We start from the raw sequence: 23,063 nt of genomic DNA, 5'->3' as shown, positions 1-23,063 counted from the left end.
TCGCCCCGACCCGGGACCGGAGGCCACCCGCCGTGGACGCGCTGCGCCTGGACGCCTCGTTCCTCGACCACGCCCTCGTCGTCCTGTACTTCGCCGTCGTCCTGCTCATCGGGTTCGCGGCCCGCCGCAGCGTCTCCGACAGCCTGCACTTCTTCCTGTCGGGCCGTCGCCCGGCCGACTGATCAGTCGAGCACGGTGACCGGCACCCGCTGCACCAGGTTGTTGGCCATGCCCTGCCGGTTCCACGGCTGCTGGGTGGGCTGCGGGCCCACCTCGTCGGCGGCCCGGACGACGAACTCGTAGCTGCCCGGCTCGGCGGTCCACGGCAGCACCCAGGCCCGCCAGGCGAACGGGTGCGCCGGGTCCGGCGGCGCCAGGTCCGCCGCCAGCCAGCTCGCGCCGCCGTCGGGACTGACCTCGACGGAAGTCACCGGCGCCCGGCCGGACCAGGCCCGCCCGGTCAGCATCACCGGCCCGGCGCGGCAGAAGCGCTCCCGGGTCATGAAGTCCGGGAAGCCGGGCGGGGTCATGAGCGCCCGCGGGGCGATCCGGGTGACCGGCTCGCCGTCGTCGTCGGCGTCGACCTTGAGCCGGTAGGCCGTGGCGTTCTGGAAGCCGTCGAAGGGCCGGTCGAGCACGTCGACGCGGGTCAGCCACTTGACCTGGGCCATGCCGTACCAGCCGGGGACCAGCAGCCGCAGGGGAGCGCCGTGCTGGGGCGGCAGCGGGGCGCCGTTCATCGCCCACACCAGCAGGACGTCGGGGCGCAGCGCCTCGGCCAGCGGCAGGCCGCGGGCGTAGTCCTGCTCGACGCCGCGCTCGAGCCCGTGGTCGGCGCCGGTGAAGGCGGCGTCGACGGCGTCCGGCCGCAGGCCCGCCTCCTCGAGCACGGGGGCCAGCGGCGTCCCGGTCCACTCCGCGGAACCGACCGCCTCCAGCAGCCACGGCTGGCTGACCGGCCGCGGTTCCAGGCGGGCGCGGCCGTTGCCGGCGCACTCCAGCAGCACGCGGGAGGTGACCGCCGGCCGGGCGCGCAGGTCGTCGATGTCCAGCGACAGCGGCCGCTCGACCGCGCCGCCGACCTCCAGCCGCCAGCCGGCGGGGTCGACCGCCGGGATGTCGTAGTGGGTGAGCACGTAGTGCAGGCCGGGCGGCGTGACGTCGTAGCGCAGGGCCTCCAACGGCATGCCGTGGTTGCGCGTGGCCAGCGCCAGTTCGTCCAGGCCGATGCCCTCCCCGGGCTCGGCGATGCGGAAGCGGCCGCGGGTGGACACGTCGGTCAGGCTCATGACAGGTGTGTACGCCCGCCGGTCGGCCCGGGGAAGGGTCGTTCAGCGGGCGGCGCGGGAGATGGCGCCCGCCGCCTCCAGCACGGCACCGACGATCTCGGGGGCCGGACGGCGGCCCAGCCGCTCCACCGGCCCGGAGATCGAGACGGCGCCCAGCACCCCGCCGGCGGCGTCCCGCACCGGCGCCGACAGCGACGCCACGCCGGGCTCGCGCTCGGCGATGCTGTGCGCCCACCCCCGCCGGCGGACGTCGAGCAGCGTGCGCGCGGTGAAGCTCGCCGACGGCAGCAGCGGGGTGACCTCGTCCGCCGGGGCGAAGGCCAGCAGCGCGTGGGCGGCGGAGCCGGCGGTCATGGGCAGCCGCGCCCCGACCGGGACGGTGTCGCGCAGCCCGGAGGAGCGCTCGGCGGCGGCCACGCACACCCGGGTGGCGCCGTCGCGCACGTAGAACTGCGCGCTCTCCCCGCTCTGGTCGCGCAGCGTGGCCAGGTGCCGACCGGCGATCCCGGCGAGGTCGGCGGTGCCCCGGCCCAGCTCCGCCAGCCCGGGACCGGGCGCCCACGCCCCGGCCGTGGTGCGGCGGACCAGGCGGTGCCCCTCGAGGGCGACGGCCAGCCGGTGGGCGGTCGCGCGGGGCAGACCCGTGCGCTCGACCAGCTCGGCGAGGGTCGCGGGCTCCGCGGCGACGGCGCGGAGGATGGCCACTGCTTTGTCCAGCACGGCGACGGGGTTAGGCTGTCCCACACAGCAATACTCGCATCCCACTGCATGGGATGGCCAGCAGGCCGCAGCGAGACCGCACCCAGGAGGGACCAGCCGTGCCGAAGACCCTGGCGGAGAAGGTCTACGACGCCCACGTCGTGCGCAGCGCCGCGGGCGAGCCGGACCTGCTCTTCATCGACCTGCACCTCGTCCACGAGGTGACCAGCCCCCAGGCCTTCGACGGCCTCCGGGCGGCCGGGCGCACCGTCCGCCGTCCGGACCTCACGATGGCCACCGAGGACCACAACGTCCCGACGCTGGACATCCTCAAGCCGATCGCCGACCCGGTCAGCCGCGCGCAGGTCGAGGCGCTGCGCCGCAACGCCGCCGAGTTCGGCATCCGGCTGGCCCCGATGGGCGACCGCGACCAGGGCATCGTGCACGTCATCGGCCCGCAGCTCGGGCTGACCCAGCCGGGCATGACGATCGTGTGCGGCGACAGCCACACCTCCACCCACGGGGCGTTCGGCGCGCTGGCCTTCGGCATCGGCACCAGCGAGGTCGAACACGTGCTGGCCACGCAGACGCTGCCGCAGTACCGGCCCAAGCAGATGGCGGTCACCGTCGACGGCGAGCTGCCCCCCGGCGTCTCCGCGAAGGACGTCATCCTGGCGGTCATCGCCCAGATCGGCACCGGCGGCGGCCAGGGGCACGTCATCGAGTACCGCGGCAGCGCCATCGAGAAGCTCTCGATGGAGGCCCGGATGACGATCTGCAACATGTCGATCGAGGCCGGCGCCAAGGCCGGGTTGATCGCCCCGGACGAGACCACGTTCGCGTTCCTGAGGGACAAGCCGCACGCCCCGAAGGGCGCCGACTGGGACGCCGCCGTCGAGTACTGGACGACGCTGCGCACCGACGACGACGCCGTGTTCGACCGCGAGGTGCACATCGACGCGGCGACGCTCACGCCGTTCGTCACCTGGGGCACCAACCCCGGCCAGGGCCTGCCGATCTCCGAGCGGGTGCCCGACCCGGCCGACTTCGCCGACGAGAACGACCGGCGCGACGTCGAGGGGGCGCTGGCCTACATGGGCCTGACCCCGGGCACGCCGCTGCGCGAGATCGAGGTCGACACCGTCTTCCTCGGCTCCTGCACCAACGGCCGGATCGAGGACCTGCGTGTCGCCGCGGAGCTCCTGCGCGGCAAGAGGATCGACGCGCACACCCGGATGCTCGTCGTCCCCGGGTCGGTCGCGGTCAAGGCCCAGGCCGAGGCCGAGGGCCTGGACCAGGTCTTCGTCGAGGCCGGCGCGGAGTGGCGGGGCGCGGGCTGCTCGATGTGCCTGGGCATGAACCCCGACCAGCTGAAGCCGGGGGAGCGCTCGGCCTCCACGAGCAACCGCAACTTCCAGGGCCGGCAGGGCAAGGGCGGCCGCACCCACCTGGTCAGCCCCGCCGTCGCCGCGGCCACCGCGCTGACCGGCCACCTGACCGCCCCCGCGGACCTCGAGTCCGCCGACCTGCAGACGGCTGGAGTCTGACCCCCATGGACGCCTTCACCACGCACACCGGCACTGCGGCCCCGCTGCGGCGGACCAACGTCGACACCGACCAGATCATCCCGGCCGAGTACCTCAAGCGGATCACCCGCACCGGGTTCGAGGACGGACTGTTCGTCGCCTGGCGCACCAACGAGCCGGACTTCGTGCTCAACAAGCCGGAGTACGCGAACGCCTCGGTCCTGGTCGCCGGTCCGGACTTCGGCACCGGCTCCTCCCGTGAGCACGCCGTCTGGGCGCTGATGGACGGGGGGTTCCGCGTGGTCATCAGCTCGCGGTTCGCCGACATCTTCCGCAACAACTCGACCAAGGCCGGCCTGCTCACCGTGCTGCTGCCGCAGCCGGAGGTCGAGGCGCTGTGGAAGGCGATCGAGGCCGACCCGGCCACCGAGGTGACCGTCGACCTGCAGGCCAAGGAGGTCCGCTACGCGGGCGTCACCGTGCCGTTCGAGATCGACGACTACACCCGCTGGCGGCTGCTGGAGGGTCTCGACGACGTCGGCCTCACCGAGCGGCACCTGGACCACATCGAGGCGTACGAGGCCGGCCGCAAGCCCTGGCTGCCGAAGGCCCAGCCCGCCCTCTGAGCCGGGCGAATCCGGCCTTTGTGGCCACTTTGGCCGCTGATCCAGCGGCCAAAGTGGCCACAAAGGCCGTTCGAGGGGCGCCTCAGCGGGGGGCGTCGTCGGCGTCGGGGTCGAAGTCGCGGTAGTAGTCCGCGGCCAGCGCGCCCGGCCGGCCGCCGAGGGCCCACGTGCTGCCCTTGGCCGCCGGCGGGTGCAGCCGTCCGGCCACGCCGGCCCAGCGCACGCCCAGGTCGAGCAGCACCGACGGGATGGCCCCGCCCTGGCTGCAGACGACGGTGACGCCCGGCGACTCGAGCAGCCGCTGCACGACGGCCAGGCCCGCCTGCGGGTCGTCGGAGAACTCCTCCTCGCCGAGCTCCGAGCAGTCCTCGACCGCGAGCCCGAGCCGCTCGGCCAGGGGTTCCACGGTCTCCCGGCAGCGGGTCCGCCGGGCGGTCAGCACCGCCGTCGGGGCGAACAGCGGCAGCACCTCGGCCAGCCGCGCGGCCTGCCGGCGTCCCTTGCCGTCCAGGGGCCGCAGCTCGTCGGGGCCGTCCCACTGCGACTTGTCTCCGGCGCGGCCGTGCCGCACCAGCAGCAGCGCGGGCTCGCGGGGGACGTCGGTGCGCGCGAGGTCGGCCAGCACCGCGCGGTCGGCCTCGTGGCTCACCAGCTCCGCGGCGTCGTCCAGGGACAGCCAGCGCAGGTCGTCGACCTCGGAGTTGGCGACGAACTCCCCGCCGACCACCCGCATCAGCCAGTAGTCGACGCGCTTGGGACCCTCCGCGACCTCGTACTCGGTGCGCACGCTGCGCCGGCCGGCGACGACGTCCAGCCCGGTCTCCTCGACGGCCTCCCGGACGGCGGCGGTCAGCGCGTGCTCCCCGGCGTCGAGCTTGCCCTTGGGCAGCGACCAGTCGTCGTACTTCGGCCGGTGCACCACCGCCGTCTCGACGCCCCCGCCGGCGGCCGGCCGCCACAGCGCCCCGCCCGCGGCGCGGATGACCATCAGACGGCGCCGTTCGCGTGCTCGACGACCATCCCCATGAGCCCGGCCTGGTAGTCCCGCCCATCCCGGCGGGTCCAGGTGGCGTCGGGCCCCAGCTCCCAGCAGCGGACGTCGTCGGCCATCGCCTGGTCGAAGACGTTCTCCAGCATGCGGTGCGCCTGCTCGTCGCAGACCTGCAGCAGCACCTCCACCCGGCGGTCGAGGTTGCGGTGCATGAGGTCGGCGCTGCCGATCCACCACTCGCCCTCGCCGGCGTTGCGGAAGTTCATGACCCGCGAGTGCTCGAGGAAGCGCCCGACGATCGACCGCACCCGCACGTTCTCCGACAGGCCCGGGACGCCGGGGCGCAGCGAGCAGATGCCGCGGATGAACAGCTCCACCGGGACGCCGGCCGCCGAGGCCTCGTACAGCGCGTCGATCACCTGCTCGTCGACCAGGGAGTTGACCTTGATCCGGATGCCGGCCGGGCGGCCCTCGCGGGCGTGGCGGGCCTCGCGGCGGATCTTCTCCACCAGCCCGGCGCGGACCCCGTGCGGCGCCACCATCAGCCGGCGGTAGGTCGTCTGCCGCGAGTACCCGGTGAGGGTGTTGAACAGGTCGGTGAGGTCGGCGCCCACCCGCGGGTCGGCGGTCAGGATGCCGAGGTCCTCGTACAGGCGGGCGGTCTTCGGGTTGTAGTTCCCCGTGCCGATGTGGCAGTAGCGGCGGATGACGCTGCCCTCGCGCCGCACGACGAGCGCCGTCTTGCAGTGCGTCTTCAGCCCGACCAGCCCGTAGACCACGTGGCAGCCGGCGCGCTCCAGCGAGCGGGCCCAGCTGATGTTGGCCTCCTCGTCGAAGCGCGCCTTGATCTCGACGAGGACGACGACCTGCTTGCCGGCCTCGGCCGCGTCGATGAGGGCGTTGACGATCGGGGAGTCGCCGGAGGTGCGGTACAGCGTCTGCTTGATCGCGAGGACGTTCGGGTCGGCGGCGGCCTGCTCGATGAACCGCTGCACGCTGGTCGCGAACGAGTGGTACGGGTGGTGGACGAGCACGTCCCCCTCCCGCAGCGTGGCGAACACGCTCTTGGGCGTCTCGCCTTCCGACAGCCGGGGGTGGGTGGCCGGCACGAACGGGTCGTCCTTGAGCTCCGGCCGGTCGAGGTCGTACAGCGCCCACAGCGCGGCCAGGTCGAGCAGGCCGGGCACCTGGACGACGTCCTCCTTGTCGACCTCCAGCTCGTTGATCAGCACCTGGAGGATCCGCGGGTCCATCGACTCGGCGACCTCCAGCCGCACCGCCGGGCCGAAGCGGCGGCGGGCCAGCTCGCGCTCCAGCGCCTGCAGCAGGTCCTCGTCGCGGTCCTCCTCCACCTCGAGGTCGGCGTTGCGGGTGACCCGGAACAGGTGGTGGTCGAGCACGTCGAGGCCGGGGAACAGCTGCGGCAGGTGCGCGGCGATGAGGTCCTCGAGCGGCAGGAACGTCGCCTCGGAGTCGACCGCGCCCACCGGCACGAAGCGCGGCACGTTGTTGGGCACCTTGAGCCGGGCGAACCGCGACCCGCCCGTGTCGGGGTCGCGCACCGAGACGGCGAGGTTGAGCGAGAGCCCGCTGATGTAGGGGAACGGGTGGGCCGGGTCGACGGCGAGCGGGGTGAGCACCGGGAACACCTGGTCGCGGAAGTACTCGCGCAGCCGCTTGGCCTCGCCCTCGGCCACCTCCTCCCAGTGCACGATGCGGATCCCGGCGTCCTCCAGCCGCGGGGTGATGTCCTTGGTGAAGACGTCGCCGTGCCGGTGCACCAGCTCGCGGGTCCGCTCGGTCACCCGCGCCAGCTGCTCGCGGATGGTCAGCCCGTCGGGGGAGCGGACGGTCAGCCCGGTGCTCTGCCGGCGCTTGAGCCCGGCGATCCGCACCATGAAGAACTCGTCGAGGTTGCTGGCGAAGATCGCGAGGAACTTCACCCGCTCCAGGAGGGGCAGGGAGTCGTCCTCGGCCAGTTCCAGGACGCGGGCGTTGAAGTCCAGCCAGGACAGCTCGCGGTTGATGTAGCGGTCGGCCGGGGCACCGGATCGGGTGGAGGGCACGCCGACATCGTGCCGCAGCAAGGTGAACGGCGGGCGACGGTCAGGGCGTCTCGGACGCCCCCGCCAGCAGGGCGCCGGTGTGTCGCCCCACCCCCAGGTCCACGGCCGCGGCCAGGTCGGCCGCCGTGTCGACGTCGCGCGAGAGCCCCGGCCAGCGCCCGGTGAGCTCGACCGCGCCGCCGGCGCGGTGCCGCTCCGCGGACCCGGCCCCGAAGGCGGGGGCGAGGTCGACGCCGGCGGCGGTGAGCAGCGTCGTCCCGGTGCCCTGCGCGTCGGCGACGAAGCAGCGCGGCGCCGTCCCGGCCGCGGCCAGCGCGGCGGCCAGCTCCTCGGGGCGCAGCGCCGGGAGGTCGGAGGACAGTGCCGCGACGGCGCGGCTGCCGGCGGCGCGGGCGCCGTGGGCGAGGGCCGGGTTCAGGCCACGGTCGGGCTCGTCGGGGACGGTGCGGGCGCCCAGCACGGTGACGAGCGCGGCCGCCCGCGGCTCGTCGGTGACCACGAGGACGTCGGCGACGGCGGCCGAGGCGAGCGCGGCCGAGACCGTGTCGGCCAGCAGCGCCAGCACGAGCTCGGCGTGGGCGGTGCCCGGCGGGCCGCCGAGGGAGTCGGTCAGCGGGGTCAGCCGCGTCTTGGCGACGGCGAGCCGTTTCGCCGGGACGACGACCGACCACCGGGACACGGGTCCCATGTGACCACACCGGCCCGGAGAGGGGCCGGGTCGCCCGCACGAGGACCCGGTGCAGCGCCGGGACCGGCCCAGGCCCGATCATGGGCGCAGACACCATCCCACGGCGCCAAGCCGCGGGAGCGGCAGGAGGGAGGGCGCCGGTGAGCCAGGACCGGCCCCCGGGGGGCGCGCGCCGAGCGGGAGGTCCGCCGTCGCGGTGGCGGACGCGCGGACGGCTCCCGGCGGCGTTGTGGCTGTGCGTCGTCCTGGTCTACCCGCTGGTCTCGCTGCTGTTCCGGCTGCGCTACCGGCACGCCGAGCGGTTCCCCCGCACCGGGCCGGTGCTCGTGGTGGCCAACCACGTCTCGATCCTCGACCCGCTGGCCTGCGCGCGGCTGGTGTGGGACTGCGGTCGCGTGCCGCACTTCCTGGCGAAGGCCTCGGTGTTCAAGGGCGTCGTCGGCACGATCCTCCGCGGCGCCGGGCAGATCCCGGTGGCCCGCGGCTCGGCCGACGCGCGCAGCTCGCTGACCGCCGCGGAGACCGACCTCGCCCGGGGCAACGTCGTCGTCATCTACCCGGAGGGCTCGGTCACCCGCGACCCCGACTGGTGGCCGATGGAGGCGCGCACCGGCGTTGCCCGGCTGGCCCTGAGCACCGACGCTATCGTGCTGCCGGTGGCCCAGTGGGGGCCGCAGCGGCTGCACGACTACCACGCCAAGAAGCTGCACTGGCGGCTGCGGGTGCCGGCCGACTACCTGGTCGGCGAGCCGCTGGACCTCGCGGACCTGCGCGCCGAGGTCCGCGCCGGCCGCCCCGTGACCGCGGAGCTGCTGCGCGAGGTCACCGACCGGATGATGAGCGCCGTCCGGGACCAGCTGGCCGAGCTGCGCGGCGAGCCGGCCCCGGCGACGTTCGCGCCGCGCCCGCAGCGCCGCCTGCCCGGCGACCTGCCGGGGAGCGCCGCGTGACGCGAGCGGCGGTCCTCGGCGCCGGGTCCTGGGGGACGACGTTCGGCAAGGTGCTCGCCGACGCCGGGTGCACGGTCACCCTGCACGCCCGGCGGCCGGAGCTGGCGCGGGTCATCACCGACACGCGGGAGAACCCGGACTACCTGCCCGGCATCCGGCTGCCCGCGCGGCTGTGCGCGACCGCCGACGCCGAGGAGGCGCTGCGCGGCGCGGAGATCGTCGTCCTCGCCGTCCCCTCCCAGTCGCTGCGGGCCAACCTCGTCGAGTGGGCGCCGCTGCTGCCCGACGACGCGGTCCTGCTGTCGCTGATGAAGGGCATCGAGCTCGGCAGCACCAAGCGGATGAGCCAGGTCATCTGCGAGGTCACCGGCGCCGGGCCGGAGCGGGTGGCGGCGCTGTCGGGCCCCAACCTGGCGCGGGAGATCGCCGAGGAGCAGCCCGCCGCGACCGTCATCGCGTGCACCGACCAGCGGCGCGCGGCGCAGGTGCAGGCCGCCTGCCACACGCCCTACCTGCGGCCGTACACCAACCGCGACCTGGTCGGCTGCGAGATCGGCGGGGCGGTGAAGAACGTCATCGCGCTGGCGTGCGGCATCACCGAGGGGATGGGGTTCGGGGACAACACCCGTGCGTCGCTCATCACCCGCGGGCTGGCCGAGACCGCCCGGCTGGGCACGGCACTGGGTGCGGAGCTGACCACGTTCGCCGGGCTGGCCGGCCTCGGCGACCTGGTCGCCACCTGCAGCTCTCCGCTGTCGCGCAACCGCACCTTCGGGGAGAAGCTGGGGCGCGGGATGACGCTGGAGGAGGTCCAGCAGACCTCCCGCCAGGTCGCCGAGGGCGTCAAGAGCTGCCGCCCGGTGCTCGACCTGGCCCGCGCGCACGGGGTCGACATGCCGCTCACCGAGGCCGTCGTCCGGGTGTGCCACGAGAACGTCCCGGCGGCGCAGATGGTGAAGGAGATCATGTCCCGGGAGGCGAAGCCGGAGTGACCGACGGGAGCCCGAGCGGAGCCCGAGTGAGCGAGGCGACCGACGGCCGAGCCCGAGTGACCGACGGGAGCCCGAGCGGAGCCCGGGTGAGCGGACCCGCCTGGGGCGACGGCACCCGGTCGGTCCGGGCCGGTGAGCCCGACGCCGTCCCCGGCGCACCGCTGCGGCCCTCCCCGGTCTTCGCCGCGCCGTACCACCTCGGCGACTCCCCGCCCCGCGCCGGCGGTGCCGACGCGTACGCGCGCACGGAGCACCCCACGCTGCGGGTGTTCGAGGCCGCGGTCGGCGAGCTCGACGGCGGCCGCTGCCTGTCCTTCGCCACCGGCATGGCCGCGATCGGCGCCGCGGTCCTGGCCGTGGCGCGCGCGGGGGACCGCGTGGTGCTGCCCTCCGACGGCTACTACACGACCCGGCTGCTGGCCCGTGAGGAGCTCGAGCGGTTCGGCGTCCGCGTCGAGTACGTGCCCACCCCGGAGATCGAGGCGGTCGCGGCCCGCGGGGACCTCGAGGGCGCCCGGCTGGTCCTGCTGGAGACGCCGAGCAACCCGCAGCTGGACGTCTGCGACATCGCCGCCGTCGCGCGCGCCACCCGTGCCGCCGGGGCCGTGCTCGCCGTCGACAACACCACCGCCACGCCGCTCGGGCAGCGGCCGCTGGCGCTCGGCGCCGATCTCACCGTCGGCAGCGACACCAAGGCGCTGACCGGCCACAGCGACCTGTTGCTCGGCCACGTGAGCACCGACGACGACGAGCTGTGGGCCCGGCTCAAGGCCTTCCGCGACCACACCGGCGGCACGCCGGGACCGTTCGAGGCGTGGCTCGGGCACCGCTCGATGAGCACGCTGGACCTGCGGCTGGCCCGGCAGGCCGCCACCGCGGCGGCCGTGGCCGACCTGCTGGCCGCGCACCCGGCGGTGACCGGCGTCCGCTGGCCGTGGCGGCCCGGCGACCCGGCGCACGACCTGGCCGCGCGGCAGATGCTGCGCCCGAACGGGGTGCTGTCGGCGCAGCTGGCCGGCGAGGAGGCGGTGCGGCAGCTGCTGGCCACGAGCCGGCTGTGGACGGCGGCGACCAGCTTCGGCGGGGTGCACAGCACGGTCGACCGGCGGGCGCAGTGGGGCGGGGACGCCGTCGCGCCGGGCTTCGTCCGCTTCTCCTGCGGCATCGAGGACACCGCCGACCTCGTCGCCGACCTCAGCGCCGCACTCGACCGCCTGTGAGCCGCACGACGCTGGAGCGGGTGCTGGGCACCGGCCCGGTGCTGCGCCGGGGACGCGACACCGACTACCACGCGCTGGCCTGGCAGCCGGGGGAGCCGCACCGCACCCGCCGGGAGCTGGTCGGGCCCACCTGGGAGCCGCCGCGCACCGGGGTCCGGCCGCTGGCCTGCCTGGCGCACGTCACCGACGTGCAACTGGCCGACGTCTGCTCCCCGGCCCGCTTCGAGTTCTTCAACGGGCACTTCGCCGACCCGCGGATGCGGGCCCTCGTGCCGATGCACCGGCCGCAGGAGGCGATCACCGCACACGCGGTCGACGCGCTGATCCGAACGCTCAACGGGCTCCCCGGCGGTCCGCGCACCGGTGTCCCCCTGGAGGTCGTGGTCACCACCGGGGACGCCATCGACAACGCGCAGTGGAACGAGCTCGAGCTCTTCCTCGCCGTCCTCCGCGGCGGCCCGGTGCGGCCGGGGGCGGGGCTGTCCGCCTACGACGGCGTCCAGGCCGCGGGCTGGCCGCACGACCTGTTCTGGCGCCCCGAGGGGGACGACCCCGAGCCGGACGTCTACCGGGCGTGGCACGGCTTCCCCGACCGGCCGGGGCTGCTCGCCGCGGCCTTCGCCGCGTTCGCCGCGGAGGGGCTGCGGATCCCCTGGCTGGGCTGCCACGGCAACCACGAGGCGCTCATCGCCGGGGTCGGCGTCCCGACCCCGGCCCTGGAGGGGCTGCTGCTCGCCGACCGCAAGCCGGTCGACTTCGCGCCGGACGTGCCGCTGGACGACGCGTTGCGGCTGTTCACCCACTCCTCGGAGGTCTTCACGACGGCGGGCGCGCGCACCGTCACCCCGCTGGCCGAGCGCCGGTTCATCGACCGCCGGGACTTCGTCGCCGCCCACCTGGCCGACGGCGGGGAGCCGGCCGGCCACGGGTTCACCGAGGCCAACCTGCGCGACGGCACCGCCTACTACGCGTGGGACGGGCTGCCCGGCGTCCGCGTCGTGTGCCTGGACACCACCCGGGTCACCGGAGGGGGCGACGGCTCGCTGGACGCCGTCCAGGGCCGCTGGCTGGCCGAGCGCCTGGCCGAGGTCTCCTCGGTGGTCGTCGAGCCCGACGGCACCCGGGTGGCCACCGGCAACCCCGACCGGCTGGTCGTCGTCACCTCCCACCACGGGTCCTCCACGATGCACCGGGACGACCCCTGGCGCCCGCGGCCGGCCGCGGACGCCGGCGTCCTGGGCGGCCCGGAGCTGGTCGCGCTGCTGCACCGGTTCCCGAACGTGGTGCTGTGGCTCAACGGGCACACCCACGTCAGCGAGGTGCGCCCGTGGGCGCACCCGGAGGAGGCCGGCCGGGGCTTCTGGGAGGTCACCACCTGCGCGGTCGTCGACTGGCCGGGGCAGGCGCGGCTGGTGGAGTTCCTGGACAACGGGGACGGGACGCTGTCGCTGGTCTGCACGATGGTCGACCACGACAGCCCGGCCCGGCCGCCCTCGCCGCTGGACCCGGCCGCGCGGCACCCCGCCGCGCTGGCGTCGCTGCACCGCGAGCTGTCGGCCAACGTGCCGTGGGCCGGCCTCGACGCCGGGCTGGCCGGCGGGCCGGGGGACCGGAACGTGGAACTGGTGCTGCGCTCGCCGCTGGTGCACGCCTGACGACAGCCGCTCCTCGAGGGGCATCGCAGCGAGCTCAGAGCGCCGCCGTGCGCTCCTGCTGGCGGCGCCGGTGTGCCGCCCGTGCGGTCAGCCAGAGGCTCACGGCGACGTAGTACACGAGGTAGGCCAGCGACAGCGCGACGACCACCGGGTGCGGGTCGGGGTACTGGACCAGCAGCAGGGCGTAGGTGCCCAGCCAGACGGCGGTCAGCGCCAGGTTCAGCCCCTGCAGCACCTGCGTGCGCGAGGGGTAGAGGTAGCGCACCGGCACGAACACCAGCACCGAGCAGACGACGAGCACCGCGGCGATCGTCGCGGGCCCGAGGTCCAGGACGACGGCGTAGAAGGCCACCACGTTCCAGTAGCTGGGGAACCCGAGGAACGTGTGGTCGTCGGTCTTCGCGTCGACCCGGCAGAACTGGTAGCTCGACGCCAGCAGCGGCAGCGCGGCCACGATCCACCCGGCGGCACCGGCCGGCAGCGAGCCGGTCGTCCAGAGCAGGACCACCGGGGCGAAGGCGTAGGTCAGGTAGTCGACGATGTCGTCCAGCCGGGCGCCGTCGAACCAGGGGATGGTCTCCTTGACCCGCGCCCGCCGCGCCAGCATCCCGTCGGTGCCGTCGACCACCAGCGCGACCAGGCCCACCCAGAGCGCGGTGACCGCGTTGCCGTCGAACGCCGCGAGCACGATGAGCAGCGCGAGCACCGAGCCGCTGGCGGTGTAGAGGTGGACGGCGGCGCCGGCCAGCCGCAGCCCGCGCGGGTGCGCCGCGGGCCGGCCGTCGCCGGCAGGCGTCCCGGGGAGGCCCCCGCCGGGCGGGGAGGCCACGTTCTCGCGCATCGCACACGAGGCTCCCACACCGCCGGGACGGCGGCGCCGCCGCACGCGGTCCGCCCGTCGCCGGGGGAGCGCGGGCGGGCTCCACTAGTGTCGGCCGCGATGAGCGGACAGGCAGGCAAGCTGCGCATCGCGGTCGTCTTCGGCGGTCGCAGCGCGGAACACTCGATCTCCTGCGTCTCCGCCGGGGCCGTCCTCGCGGCGCTGGACCCCGACCGGTACGACGTGGTCCCCGTCGGCATCACCCGCGAGGGCGGGTGGGTGCTGACCGATCCGGAGCTGCGGCCGGCCATCGTCGACGGCGTGCTGCCCGAGGTCACCGGCGGGACGGCGGTCACCCTGGTCGGCGACCCCGCCGGCCGCGGCCTGGTCCGCCTGGACGGCGGCGGCCCGCGCATCGGGCTCGACGTCGTCTTCCCGGTCCTGCACGGCGCCTACGGCGAGGACGGCACCATCCAGGGCCTGCTGGAGATGAGCGGGATCCCGTACGTCGGCTCGGGCGTGTTCGCCAGCGCCGCGTCGATGGACAAGGAGTTCACCAAGAAGCTGCTGGCCGCCGCCGGGCTGCCGCAGGGCGACCACGTGGTGCTCCGCGACGCCACCGGTGCTCTCTCGGCCGACCCGGACCTGCTCGACGCCGCGGCCCGTGAGCGGCTCGGCCTGCCGGTGTTCGTCAAGCCGTCCCGGGCGGGGTCGAGCATCGGCATCAGCCGGGTCACCGACTGGGCGCAGTTCCCCGCGGCCGTGGCGGCGGCCGCCGAGGTCGACGGGAAGGTCGTCGTCGAGGCCGCCGTCCCCGGGCGGGAGATCGAGTGCGGCGTGCTGGCCGGCCGCGACGGCGGACCGCCCGAGGCGAGCCTGCCCGCCGAGATCCGGTTGCGCCCCGGCACCGACTGGTACGACTTCAGCGCCAAGTACCTCGAGGACGCCGCCGAGTTCGACGTCCCGGCCGACCTCACGCCCGACCAGACGCGCGCGGTGCAGCAGGCCGCCTGCCGCGCCTACCTCGCGCTGGACTGCACGGGCCTGGCCCGCGTCGACTTCTTCCTCGGCAGCGGCCCGCACGGCGCCGACCGCCTCGTCGTCAACGAGGTGAACACGATGCCCGGGTTCACCCCGATCTCGATGTACCCCCGGATGTGGGCGGCGACCGGCGTGGGCTTCGCCGACCTCGTCGACCGGCTCGTCGCGGCCGCCCTGGCCACGGTCCGCCCGGCGGTCGCGCCCGCCCTGGACGGCGGCGCGGGGGCGTGACCCCGGCGGCGGCCCGGCCGGTCCGGGCGGCCCTGCTGCCGGCCCGGCTGGTCCGGGCGGCCCTGCTCGGCCTGGTCGCGGCGCTTCCCGGGTGTGTCACGACCGTCGAGGGCGCGGCCACCGCCGTGCCCGCCGACCCGACGCCGTCCGCACCGGAGGAGCTCGAGGCGCTGGTGGTGACCACCGTGCCCTCGGGCCTGCCGCGGGTCCCCGACGACGACCTCACGCCGCCGGCGGGGGAGAAGTCGGCCGAGGACGTCGCCTCCTACGGGGACGACCCCGACCGGGAGCGCGAGGTGCTGGAGGACTACGGCTACCGCTTCGGCTGGGAGCGGGTCTGGAGCGCGGGAACCGGCCCGGTGACCAGCGTCTTCGTCAACCAGTTCACCACCCGTTCGGGCGCCGGGGACTACGCGCGCGACCTCGCCGAGAACGAGGCGGAGCTCTACGAGGGGGTGCTGCGGGAGGACCCGCCGCACCTGCCCGGCGGCTGCCGGCTGCTCACCGTGGAGGCGGCCCACCCCGCGTCCGGGCTGTCCGCACCGGCGGCGTCCGCCTGGTGCGGCCACGGGGTCTACAGCGTCGGCGTCACCGCGGTCGCCGAGACGGTCGGCGCGGCCTCCCAGGAGGTCCACGCCGTCCTCGAGGCCCAGCTGGAGCGGTTGCCGCCGTCCTGACCGGTCAGGGCTGCTGCGCCGGGAGCGCGTCGTTGACGACCGGCCCGAGCGCGGTGACCGGCGCGCTGTCGGTGTCGGCGGTGACGGTGACCCGGACGTACACGGGGCGGTCCACCGTGGTCCAGACGACGACGTCGGGGTCGCTGGTGTCGACGAACCAGTTCACGCCGTTGATCTGGATCAGCGGGGAGGTCGGCTCCAGCCCCGCGGGGCGGTCGACCCCGCACACCAGCACGACCGGGGGATCGCCCCACGCGTAGGCGAAGGGGCTGTCGGACTGCACCGGGCGGGACGGCTCCCCGGCCAGCTCCAGCGGCAGCGCGCTCATCAGCGCCGGGCAGGACGCGTCGGCCTCGGGGGTGACCGGCGGGACCTCCACCGGCAGCGGCGGCAGGTCCGCGCGCTCCGGCGCCGGGCTGCCCCCGACCTCGGCCACGGGGGACCCGCCGTCCCCGCCGTCGTCGCCGAGGACCCGGGTCAACACCAGGAGGACGACGACCAGCGGGACGGCGACGGCCGTCACCAGCAGCGCGATCCGCCGCAGGGGGTCGTCGGGCCGGGCCGGCCGCCGCTCGGGGGCCGGCCCGTCGGTCGGGGGGTTCTCGGTCAGCGCGTTCAGATGTTGACGACGGGGCAGGTGAGCGTGCGCGTGATGCCGTCGACCGACTGCACCCGGGCGACCACCAGGCGGCCCAGCTCGTCGACGGTCTCGGCCTCGGCCCGCACGATCACGTCGTAGGGACCGGTGACGTCCTCGGCCTTGGTCACGCCCGAGATCTGGCTGATCGTCGTCGCGACCTGGGCGGCCTTGCCGACTTCGGTCTGGATGAGGATGTAGGCGTGGACCACGGGAGACCTTTCCTCGGGCAGCGCTGCCGATGCGGCGTCCGCGCCGGTGGGCGGACAGTTCGGCAACCTACCTCAGCGGGGGAGGGTGACCGGTGACTCGTCCCCGTCCCCTGGTGCCCCGGGACGACCCGGCCGACAGCGTGCGGGTCGTCGGCGAGTTCGGGGTGATCGCCCGGGTGCTGTCCCGGTCGGGCACGGCGCGGCTCGCCGAGGTCGGGCCGGGGGACGACGCGGCGGTGCTGCGCGTCCCCGACGGCCGGGTGGTGGCGACCACCGACGTCCTGGTCGAGGGGCGGCACTTCCGCCGCGACTGGTCCTCCGCCGAGGACGTCGGGCACAAGGCGGCGGCGGCCAACCTCGCCGACGTGGCGGCCATGGGCGGCGTGACCACCGCCTTGCTCGTGGGCCTGGCCTGCCCGCCCGACACGTCGACCGCCTGGCTGGAGGGGGTGGCCACCGGGCTGGCGGAGGAGTGCGCGCCGCTGGGTGCGGCCGTCGTCGGCGGGGACACCGTCTCCTCGGCCCCGGACAGCCACGGCGTCGTCCTGTCGGTGACGGCGCTGGGCGACCTGGGCGGCCGCGCCCCGGTGCTGCGCTCCGGCGCCCGGCCCGGGGACGTGCTGGCCCTGGCGGGGCGGCTGGGCTGGTCGGCGTGCGGGCTGGCGGTGCTGCGGCGCGGGTTCACCAGCCCCGCGGTGGCGGTCACCGCGCACCGGCGGCCGACGCCGCCGTACGCCGCGGGCCCGGCGGCGGCCGACGCGGGCGCGACGGCGATGTGCGACGTCAGTGACGGGCTGCTCGCCGACGCCGGGCACCTCGCCGACGACAGCGGCGTGGTCGTCGACGTCGACCGCGCCGCGCTGGTGCGGGCCACCCTCGAGCCGCCCGGGCCGCTGCAGCAGGTCGCCGCGGCGCTCGGCGGGGACCCCATGGCGTGGGTCCTCACCGGCGGCGAGGACCACGCCCTCCTGGCCACCTTCCCGGCCGGGACGACGCTGCCCGCGGGGTGGACGCCCATCGGGTCGGTCGCCGCGGCGCCGGGGCGCCCGGGCGTGCGGGTGGACGGCGTGCCGGCCGCCGAGGTCGCCGAGGCCGTCGGGGCGGGAGGGACCGGGCATGTCCACTTCCGGTGAGCCGGTCGCGCTGCGGGCGGTGCCCTACGACGACCCGGTCGCCCGCGCGCTCGTGGCGCGGGTCCAGCAGGAGTACGTCGTCCGCTACGGCGGGCCGGACGAGGCCGTCGTCGACCCCGCGGAGTTCGCCCCGCCGGCCGGGCTGTTCCTCGTCGCCGAGGTGGACGGCGTCCCCGCGGGCTGCGGTGCCTGGCGGGTGCACGCCGACGGCACGGTGGAGGTCAAGCGGGTGTACGTCGAGCCGGCGTACCGCCGCCGCGGGCTGGCCCAGCAGCTGATGGCCGAGCTCGAGCGGACCGCGGCCGCGGCCGGGCACCGGGCGGTGGTGCTGAACACCGGCAGGCGGCAGCCCGAGGCGCTGGCCCTCTACGCCGCGCTGGGGTACACACCGGTCGCCGGCTACGGCGTCTACGCCGAGGCGCCCGGGGCGGTCTTCCTGGGCAAGGAGCTGCCGCGACCGGCAGGGGAGGAGCGGGCGTGGGCATCGTGACGATCTCGGCCGCCTACGGGGCCGGCGGCGCGGACGTGGGGCCGGCGGTCGCCGAGCGGCTGGGGCTGACCTTCCACGACCGGGCGATCCCGGCGCAGGTGGCCGGCCGGCTGGGCGTGCCGCTGAGCGAGGCCGAGGCCAACGACGAGAAGGTCGCCCGCGGGCTGTGGCGCCTCGTGGCCTCCCTCGGGACGATGCCCGACCCGGTCGGCGGCGTGGTGCCGGTGACGCAGGTGCCCGACGAGCGGGCCTTCCGGCAGCAGACCGAGCGCGTGCTCGGCGAGATCGCCGCCGGTCCCGGCGGGGTCGTCCTCGGCCGGGCCGCGGCACTGGTCCTCGGCGACCGCGCCGACGCCCTGCACGTCCGGCTGGACGGCCCGGCCGACCGCCGGCTGGCGGCCGCGGTGGCGCGCAGCGGCCGGCCGCGCGAGGAGGTGCGGCGGGAGATGGCGGCCAACGACACCGCGCGGGAGGCGTACGTGCGGCACTTCTACCGGTGCGACCCCGCCTCCGCGACGCTCTACCACCTGGTGGTCGACAGCACCGCGCTGCCGCTGGACACCGTCGTCGACCTGGTCGTCACCGCCGCCCGGGCGCGCGGCATCTGACGAGAGCCCATCCCGGGGGCCGCTGCTCCGGCGTCTTGTTCCTGCTGCTGCGGTGCTGCACGACCGCACGAGCAGGAGGAGGACCGCGGGAGCGCCCTGGGACCCGTCCCTCAGGGAACACCGAGGACCCCGGAGGTCGTCGACCTCCGGGGTCCTCTCCCGGCCGGGGCCGGGGTGCTCAGCTCAACCGTGCGGCGTCAGCCGCGGACGACCTTGCCGGCGCGGATGCACGAGGTGCAGGCGTTGATCCGGCGACGGTTGCCCGGGGCGACCAGCGCCCGCACGGACTGGATGTTCGGGTTCCAACGGCGCGGCGTGCGGCGGTGCGAGTGCGACACCGACATACCGAAACCGGGCCCCTTGCCACAGACATCGCACACGGCAGCCACGGCGGATCACTCCCAGAGAAATCGTTCAGACGAGCGGTGCGCGCGACGCGCCCGCACAAAGACCGTCGACCAGTCTAACCGCTCTCCGCCACCGCCGTCGCGGAGTCCGTCGGTGACCGCCGTCGCGGCCCGCGCCGGGGGCGGCCGGGTCGCTGCCCCGGCCCTGTCGCCCGGCGTGGGTACCCTCCGGCCGTGCTGCGGGCGCTGGACGACGCCGCGGTCGGTCAGTGGTGCCGGGCCGCGGTGGCCGGGCTGTCCGCGTCCCGGAGCCGGCTGGACGACCTCAACGTGTTCCCCGTCCCCGACGGCGACACCGGCACCAACCTGCTGCTGACCGCCCAGGCGGCCCTGGCCGAGATGCAGGAGCGGGGGACGGCCGAGCCGGCGTGGGCGTCGCTCGCCCGCGGCGCGGTGCTCGGCGCCCGGGGCAACTCCGGCACGATCCTCGCCCAGCTCCTGCGCGGGCTGGCCGACCAGCTGATCGACGCCGGCCCGGCCGACGGCCCGACGGTCGCCGCCGCGATGCAGAAGGCCGCCGACGCCGCCTATGCCGCGGTCGCCGACCCGGAGGAGGGCACCTTCCTCACCGTGGCCCGCGCCGGCGGGGAGGCCGCGGTCGCGGCGGTCGCCGAGGGGCGCGGTGAGCTCGCCGACGTCGTCCGGGCGGCGGCCGACGGCGCCCGGGCGGCGCTGGCGGAGACCACGGGCCAGCTGGCCGTGCTGCGCGACGCGGGCGTCGTCGACGCCGGTGGGGCCGGGCTGTGCCTGGTCCTCGACGCGCTGGTCGCCACCGTGACCGGGGTCGAGCCGGCCCGTCCGCCGCTGGTTCGCACGCCCGCCGGCACGCACGACCACGGCGGGGGGCGGCCGCACCAGCCACCGGCCGGCCCCGGCAGCGAGGTGCAGTACCTGCTTGCCGACAGCGACGAGGCCACCGTCGCCTGGCTGCACGACCGGCTCGCCGCGCTCGGCGACAGCCTCGTGGTGGTCGGCGTCGACACGCCGTCGGGCCGCGAGTGGAACGTGCACGTCCACACCACCGACGTCGGTGCCGCGATCGAGGCCGGCATCGAGGCCGGCCGGCCGTACCGCATCTCGGTGACCCCGCTGGCGCCGTTGCCCCCGCCAGCCCCGGCACCCGGCGCGCGGGCGGTCGTCGCCCTCGTCGCCGGCGACGGGCTGGCCGGGCTGTTCGCCGGGGAGGGCGCCCGGGTGGTCCCGTGCGGCCCGGACGGCGTCACCGAGGACGACGTGCTCGCCGCGGTCCTCGACTCGGCCGCCGCCACCGTGGTCGTCCTGCCCAACGACGCCGAGCTGACCGCACCGGCCGCGCGCGCCGCCGAGCGCGCCCGGGAGGCCGGCCGCGACGTGGCCGTGGTCCCGACCCGCTCGCCGGTGCAGGGGCTGGCCGCGATCGCTGTCGCCGACCCCGCGCGCCGCTTCTCCGACGACGTCATCACGATGGCCGAGGCCGCCGCGGCGACCCGCTGGGCCGAGGTCACCGTGGCCGAGCAGGAGGGGCTGACCAGCGTCGGGCCCTGCCGGCGCGGCCACGTCCTCGGCTCCGCGGAGGGTGACGTGGTGCTGGTCGGGGCGGACCTCGCCGGGGTCGCCTGCGAGCTGCTCGACCGCATGCTGTCGGCCGGCGGGGAGCTGGTGACCCTCGTCGTCGGCCCCGACCGGGCGCTCGGCGACGCCGTCTGCGCCCACCTGGCCGCGACCCACCCGCTGGTCGAGGTGACCCGGTACGACGACGGACCCGGTGCGGTCCCGCTCCAGGTGGGGGTGGAGTGATGGCGGTCGACATGACCACCCGGCTGGACCGGGTGCTCGGGGCGAAGACCGCGAAGGCGATGGGGGAGCAGCTGGGGCTGCACACCGTCCGGGACCTGCTGCGGCACTACCCCCGCCGCTACGCCCGCCGCGGCGAGATGACCAAGCTGGAGGACCTCCAGGTCGGTGACCGCGTCACCGTGCTCGCCCAGGTGCGCAAGGTCACCAGCCGGAAGATGCGCAACCGCCCCGGCACGCTCACCGAGGTGACCGTCGGCGACGGCGCGGGCTCGATGCAGCTGGTCTTCTTCAACCGCAAGCACGCCAACCTGCGCGAGGGCGCGTGGGGCCTGTTCGCCGGCACCGTCGGCGAGTACCGCAACGCCAAGCAGTTCGCGCACCCCGACTGCCACCTCATCACCGGGGACGACGACGAGGACTGGGCGCGCGCGCTCATCCCGATCTACCCGGCGACCAAGGACGTCTCCAGCTGGGTGGTCCAGCGCTCGGTGAAGCTGCTGCTCGACGCGGGCGGCGGGTTCGGCTTCGTCGACGACCCGCTGCCCGAGGAGATCCGCGCCCGCCACGGCCTGCCGAGCCTGGCGGCGGCGCTGCTCGACATCCACCGCCCGACCTCGGCCGAGGACGTCGAGCAGGCCGAGCACCGACTCAAGTGGGACGAGGCGCTCACCCTCCAGCTGACCCTCGCCGGACGGCGCCGCGCCGCCGCGCTGGAACCCGGGATCGCCCGGCCGCGCCGCGCCGGCGGGCTGCTCGACGCCGTCGACGCCGCGCTGCCGTTCGCGCTCACCGAGGGCCAGCGGGAGGTGGGGGAGGAGCTCTCGGCCGAGCTGTCCCGGGAGCAGCCGATGCACCGGCTGCTGCAGGGCGAGGTCGGGTCGGGCAAGACCGTCGTCGCGCTGCGGGCGATGGCCCAGGTCGTCGACGCCGGCGGCCAGGCCGCGATCCTGGCACCGACCGAGGTGCTCGCCGCCCAGCACGCCCGGGGCATCCGCGCCCTGCTGGGCCCGCTCGGCCGCGCCGGCGAGCTCGACGGCGACCCGGCCGGCACCCGGGTCACCCTGCTCACCGGCTCGCTCAAGGCCGCGGCCCGGCGCGCGGCCCTGGCCGAGGTCGCCGAGGGGCAGGCCGGCATCGTCGTCGGCACCCACGCGCTGTTGCAGGAGACCGTGGAGTTCGCCGACCTCGGCCTGGTCGTCGTCGACGAGCAGCACCGGTTCGGCGTCGAGCAGCGCGACGCGCTGCGGGCCAAGGGCAACCGGCCGCCGCACGTGCTGGTCATGACCGCCACCCCCATCCCGCGCACCGTGGCGATGACCGTCTACGGCGACCTGGAGACCTCCACGCTGCGCCAGCTGCCCAGCGGGCGGGGCGGCGTGCGCAGCTCCGTGGTCCCGGTGCGGGAGAAGCCGGCCTGGCTGGACCGGGCCTGGGAGCGGCTGCGCGAGGAGGTGGCCGCCGGCCGGCAGGCCTACGTCGTCTGCCCGCGCATCGGCGAGGACGCCGGCTCCGAGGAGGAGCCCGAGGACGTCGACGGCGCCCCCGCCGAGGAGGCCGCGGCGTCGGACCGGCGCCCGCCGCTGGCGGTGCTCGACGTCGCCGAGGCGCTGCGGGACGGGCCGCTGGCCGGGCTGCGCCTGGAGGTGCTGCACGGCCGGCTGACCCCCGAGGAGAAGGAGGCCCGGATGCGGGCCTTCGCCGCGGGGGACGTCGACGTCCTGGTCGCCACCACGGTCGTCGAGGTCGGCGTCGACGTCCCCAACGCCACCGTCATGGTCGTGGTGGACGCCGACCGCTTCGGCGTCAGCCAGCTGCACCAGCTGCGCGGCCGCGTCGCGCGGGGCGAGCACGAGGGGCTGTGCCTGCTGGTCAGCGAGGCGGCGATCGCCTCGGCCACCGGGCAGCGGCTGGCCGCGGTCGCGTCGACGTCCGACGGCTTCGAGCTGGCCCGCCTGGACCTCGAGACCCGCCGCGAGGGCGACGTCCTCGGCGCCGCGCAGTCCGGCCGCCGCTCGGGCATCAAGCTGTTGTCGCTGCTGGAGGACGAGGAGCTCATCGCCGAGGCCCGCACCGAGGCGGCCGGGCTGCTGGCGACCGAGCGCGGCCTGGCCGACCACCCGGGCCTGGCGATGGAGGTCGCCGCGCTGGCCACCGACGAGCGCGCCGAGTACCTCGAGAAGGCATGAGAGAGGACTCCTCGCCCCCCGAGCAGGACCCTCCTGCCCCCCACCGCTCGCACGCTCGCGGCGGGATCCTGCAGGAGGGCCGCTCGACGTTCGCGGCGGGCCCCTGGGAGGGGCCGCCTCGCAGGCTCGGGCCGAGCCTCGGG

23 protein-coding genes are annotated in these 23,063 nt (G+C 75.9%); 14 read left to right on the top strand and 9 right to left on the bottom strand.

The features are described from left to right. Nucleotides 1-32 precede the first annotated feature (32 nt). A complete protein-coding gene (locus ACI782_RS15170; RefSeq protein ID WP_456910590.1) occupies nt 33-182 on the top strand; it encodes a hypothetical protein in 150 nt (49 codons plus the stop codon). Here the strand turns inward: ACI782_RS15170 and ACI782_RS15165 are convergent, their stop codons facing one another. Further along, a complete protein-coding gene (locus ACI782_RS15165) occupies nt 183-1,289 on the bottom strand; it encodes a sulfite oxidase (RefSeq protein ID WP_456910588.1) in 1,107 nt (368 codons plus the stop codon). 42 nt (nt 1,290-1,331) lie between these two features. After that, nucleotides 1,332-2,009 (bottom strand): IclR family transcriptional regulator, encoded by a 678-nt coding sequence (locus ACI782_RS15160; protein ID WP_456910586.1) that lies wholly within the window; start codon nt 2,007-2,009, stop codon nt 1,332-1,334. Between the two features lie 98 nt (nt 2,010-2,107). Here ACI782_RS15160 and leuC point away from each other — a divergent pair, with 98 nt between their 5' ends. Together leuC and leuD are read left to right on the top strand one after the other, a co-directional pair. Beyond that, nucleotides 2,108-3,535, top strand: coding sequence for a 3-isopropylmalate dehydratase large subunit (leuC, locus tag ACI782_RS15155; RefSeq protein WP_456910584.1), 1,428 nt, complete (start codon nt 2,108-2,110; stop codon nt 3,533-3,535). Nucleotides 3,536-3,540: 5 nt separating this feature from the next. Then, on the top strand, nt 3,541-4,140 hold the full coding sequence (leuD, locus tag ACI782_RS15150; protein WP_456910582.1) for a 3-isopropylmalate dehydratase small subunit: 600 nt from the start codon (nt 3,541-3,543) through the stop codon (nt 4,138-4,140). A gap of 82 nt (nt 4,141-4,222) precedes the next feature. Here leuD and ACI782_RS15145 read toward each other — a convergent pair whose 3' ends face one another. From ACI782_RS15145 to cofC, 3 genes are read right to left on the bottom strand one after another with little or no spacing between them, the layout of a single operon-like run. Then, nucleotides 4,223-5,128: an NUDIX hydrolase gene (locus tag ACI782_RS15145; protein WP_456910580.1), complete on the bottom strand. Its 906-nt coding sequence runs from the start codon at nt 5,126-5,128 to the stop codon at nt 4,223-4,225. Next, nucleotides 5,128-7,197, bottom strand: coding sequence for an RNA degradosome polyphosphate kinase (locus ACI782_RS15140; protein ID WP_456910578.1), 2,070 nt, complete (start codon nt 7,195-7,197; stop codon nt 5,128-5,130). The genes ACI782_RS15145 and ACI782_RS15140 overlap by 1 nt, the downstream gene beginning before the upstream one ends. Nucleotides 7,198-7,237: 40 nt before the next feature. Further along, entirely contained in the window at nt 7,238-7,885 is a 648-nt protein-coding gene (cofC, locus tag ACI782_RS15135; protein WP_456910576.1) for a 2-phospho-L-lactate guanylyltransferase, read from the bottom strand. 140 nt (nt 7,886-8,025) lie between these two features. Here cofC and ACI782_RS15130 point away from each other — a divergent pair, with 140 nt between their 5' ends. From ACI782_RS15130 to ACI782_RS15115, 4 genes are all read left to right on the top strand, one after another. Then, complete coding sequence (locus ACI782_RS15130) at nt 8,026-8,835, top strand: lysophospholipid acyltransferase family protein (RefSeq protein ID WP_456910574.1); 810 nt, start codon at nt 8,026-8,028, stop codon at nt 8,833-8,835. Next, on the top strand, nt 8,832-9,827 hold the full coding sequence (locus ACI782_RS15125; protein ID WP_456910572.1) for an NAD(P)H-dependent glycerol-3-phosphate dehydrogenase: 996 nt from the start codon (nt 8,832-8,834) through the stop codon (nt 9,825-9,827). Before ACI782_RS15130 ends, ACI782_RS15125 begins: the two co-directional genes overlap by 4 nt. A gap of 86 nt (nt 9,828-9,913) precedes the next feature. Then, complete coding sequence (locus tag ACI782_RS15120; RefSeq protein WP_456910570.1) at nt 9,914-11,047, top strand: cystathionine gamma-lyase; 1,134 nt, start codon at nt 9,914-9,916, stop codon at nt 11,045-11,047. Continuing rightward, a complete protein-coding gene (locus tag ACI782_RS15115; protein WP_456910568.1) occupies nt 11,044-12,702 on the top strand; it encodes a TIGR03767 family metallophosphoesterase in 1,659 nt (552 codons plus the stop codon). Before ACI782_RS15120 ends, ACI782_RS15115 begins: the two co-directional genes overlap by 4 nt. Before the next feature lie 34 nt (nt 12,703-12,736). Here the strand turns inward: ACI782_RS15115 and ACI782_RS15110 are convergent, their stop codons facing one another. Beyond that, nucleotides 12,737-13,543, bottom strand: coding sequence for a CDP-alcohol phosphatidyltransferase family protein (locus tag ACI782_RS15110; RefSeq protein ID WP_456910566.1), 807 nt, complete (start codon nt 13,541-13,543; stop codon nt 12,737-12,739). 99 nt (nt 13,544-13,642) lie between these two features. On the opposite strand from ACI782_RS15110, the gene ACI782_RS15105 reads away from it, so the two are divergent. Both ACI782_RS15105 and ACI782_RS15100 read left to right on the top strand, forming a co-directional pair. After that, nucleotides 13,643-14,794, top strand: a complete 1,152-nt coding sequence (locus ACI782_RS15105) for a D-alanine--D-alanine ligase family protein (protein ID WP_456910564.1) — start codon at nt 13,643-13,645, stop codon at nt 14,792-14,794. Further along, nucleotides 14,791-15,471: a hypothetical protein gene (locus tag ACI782_RS15100; RefSeq protein ID WP_456910563.1), complete on the top strand. Its 681-nt coding sequence runs from the start codon at nt 14,791-14,793 to the stop codon at nt 15,469-15,471. The genes ACI782_RS15105 and ACI782_RS15100 overlap by 4 nt, the downstream gene beginning before the upstream one ends. Before the next feature lie 4 nt (nt 15,472-15,475). Here ACI782_RS15100 and ACI782_RS15095 read toward each other — a convergent pair whose 3' ends face one another. Then, nucleotides 15,476-15,994, bottom strand: coding sequence for a DUF3515 domain-containing protein (locus ACI782_RS15095; protein ID WP_456910561.1), 519 nt, complete (start codon nt 15,992-15,994; stop codon nt 15,476-15,478). A 92-nt stretch (nt 15,995-16,086) separates the two neighbouring features. Continuing rightward, nucleotides 16,087-16,320, bottom strand: coding sequence for an Lrp/AsnC ligand binding domain-containing protein (locus tag ACI782_RS15090; RefSeq protein ID WP_456850141.1), 234 nt, complete (start codon nt 16,318-16,320; stop codon nt 16,087-16,089). Between the two features lie 92 nt (nt 16,321-16,412). Here ACI782_RS15090 and ACI782_RS15085 point away from each other — a divergent pair, with 92 nt between their 5' ends. From ACI782_RS15085 to ACI782_RS15075, 3 genes are read left to right on the top strand one after another with little or no spacing between them, the layout of a single operon-like run. Further along, the gene (locus ACI782_RS15085) at nt 16,413-17,453 is read left to right on the top strand and encodes a thiamine-phosphate kinase (RefSeq protein WP_456910559.1); all 1,041 of its coding nucleotides are present in this window, start codon (nt 16,413-16,415) and stop codon (nt 17,451-17,453) included. After that, nucleotides 17,437-17,943, top strand: coding sequence for a GNAT family N-acetyltransferase (locus ACI782_RS15080; protein ID WP_456910558.1), 507 nt, complete (start codon nt 17,437-17,439; stop codon nt 17,941-17,943). Before ACI782_RS15085 ends, ACI782_RS15080 begins: the two co-directional genes overlap by 17 nt. Beyond that, the gene (locus tag ACI782_RS15075) at nt 17,931-18,551 is read left to right on the top strand and encodes a cytidylate kinase-like family protein (RefSeq protein WP_456910556.1); all 621 of its coding nucleotides are present in this window, start codon (nt 17,931-17,933) and stop codon (nt 18,549-18,551) included. The genes ACI782_RS15080 and ACI782_RS15075 overlap by 13 nt, the downstream gene beginning before the upstream one ends. A 197-nt stretch (nt 18,552-18,748) precedes the next feature. Here the strand turns inward: ACI782_RS15075 and rpmB are convergent, their stop codons facing one another. Then, on the bottom strand, nt 18,749-18,931 hold the full coding sequence (gene rpmB / locus ACI782_RS15070; protein WP_446423268.1) for a 50S ribosomal protein L28: 183 nt from the start codon (nt 18,929-18,931) through the stop codon (nt 18,749-18,751). Nucleotides 18,932-19,132: 201 nt separating this feature from the next. Here rpmB and ACI782_RS15065 point away from each other — a divergent pair, with 201 nt between their 5' ends. Both ACI782_RS15065 and recG read left to right on the top strand, forming a co-directional pair. Further along, a complete protein-coding gene (locus ACI782_RS15065) occupies nt 19,133-20,734 on the top strand; it encodes a DAK2 domain-containing protein (RefSeq protein ID WP_456910554.1) in 1,602 nt (533 codons plus the stop codon). Next, nucleotides 20,734-22,920: an ATP-dependent DNA helicase RecG gene (gene recG / locus ACI782_RS15060; RefSeq protein ID WP_456910552.1), complete on the top strand. Its 2,187-nt coding sequence runs from the start codon at nt 20,734-20,736 to the stop codon at nt 22,918-22,920. The genes ACI782_RS15065 and recG overlap by 1 nt, the downstream gene beginning before the upstream one ends. Nucleotides 22,921-23,063: the final 143 nt, after the last annotated feature.

The organism is Geodermatophilus sp. SYSU D00703 (genome assembly GCF_054050155.1).
The sequence above is the reverse complement of the archived record's forward strand: the minus strand, read 5'-3'. Positions and strand labels throughout refer to the sequence as shown.

What these genes read in the sequence shown, in the direction of transcription:
- recG (WP_456910552.1), top strand. Translation starts at nt 20,734, where the DNA reads ATGGCGGTCGACATGACCACCCGGCTGGACCGGGTGCTCGGGGCGAAG.
- ACI782_RS15110 (WP_456910566.1), bottom strand. Translation starts at nt 13,543, where the DNA reads ATGCGCGAGAACGTGGCCTCCCCGCCCGGCGGGGGCCTCCCCGGGACG.
- ACI782_RS15165 (WP_456910588.1), bottom strand. Translation starts at nt 1,289, where the DNA reads ATGAGCCTGACCGACGTGTCCACCCGCGGCCGCTTCCGCATCGCCGAG.
- ACI782_RS15080 (WP_456910558.1), top strand. Translation starts at nt 17,437, where the DNA reads ATGTCCACTTCCGGTGAGCCGGTCGCGCTGCGGGCGGTGCCCTACGAC.
- ACI782_RS15145 (WP_456910580.1), bottom strand. Translation starts at nt 5,128, where the DNA reads ATGGTCATCCGCGCCGCGGGCGGGGCGCTGTGGCGGCCGGCCGCCGGC.
- ACI782_RS15105 (WP_456910564.1), top strand. Translation starts at nt 13,643, where the DNA reads ATGAGCGGACAGGCAGGCAAGCTGCGCATCGCGGTCGTCTTCGGCGGT.
- leuD (WP_456910582.1), top strand. Translation starts at nt 3,541, where the DNA reads ATGGACGCCTTCACCACGCACACCGGCACTGCGGCCCCGCTGCGGCGG.
- cofC (WP_456910576.1), bottom strand. Translation starts at nt 7,885, where the DNA reads ATGGGACCCGTGTCCCGGTGGTCGGTCGTCGTCCCGGCGAAACGGCTC.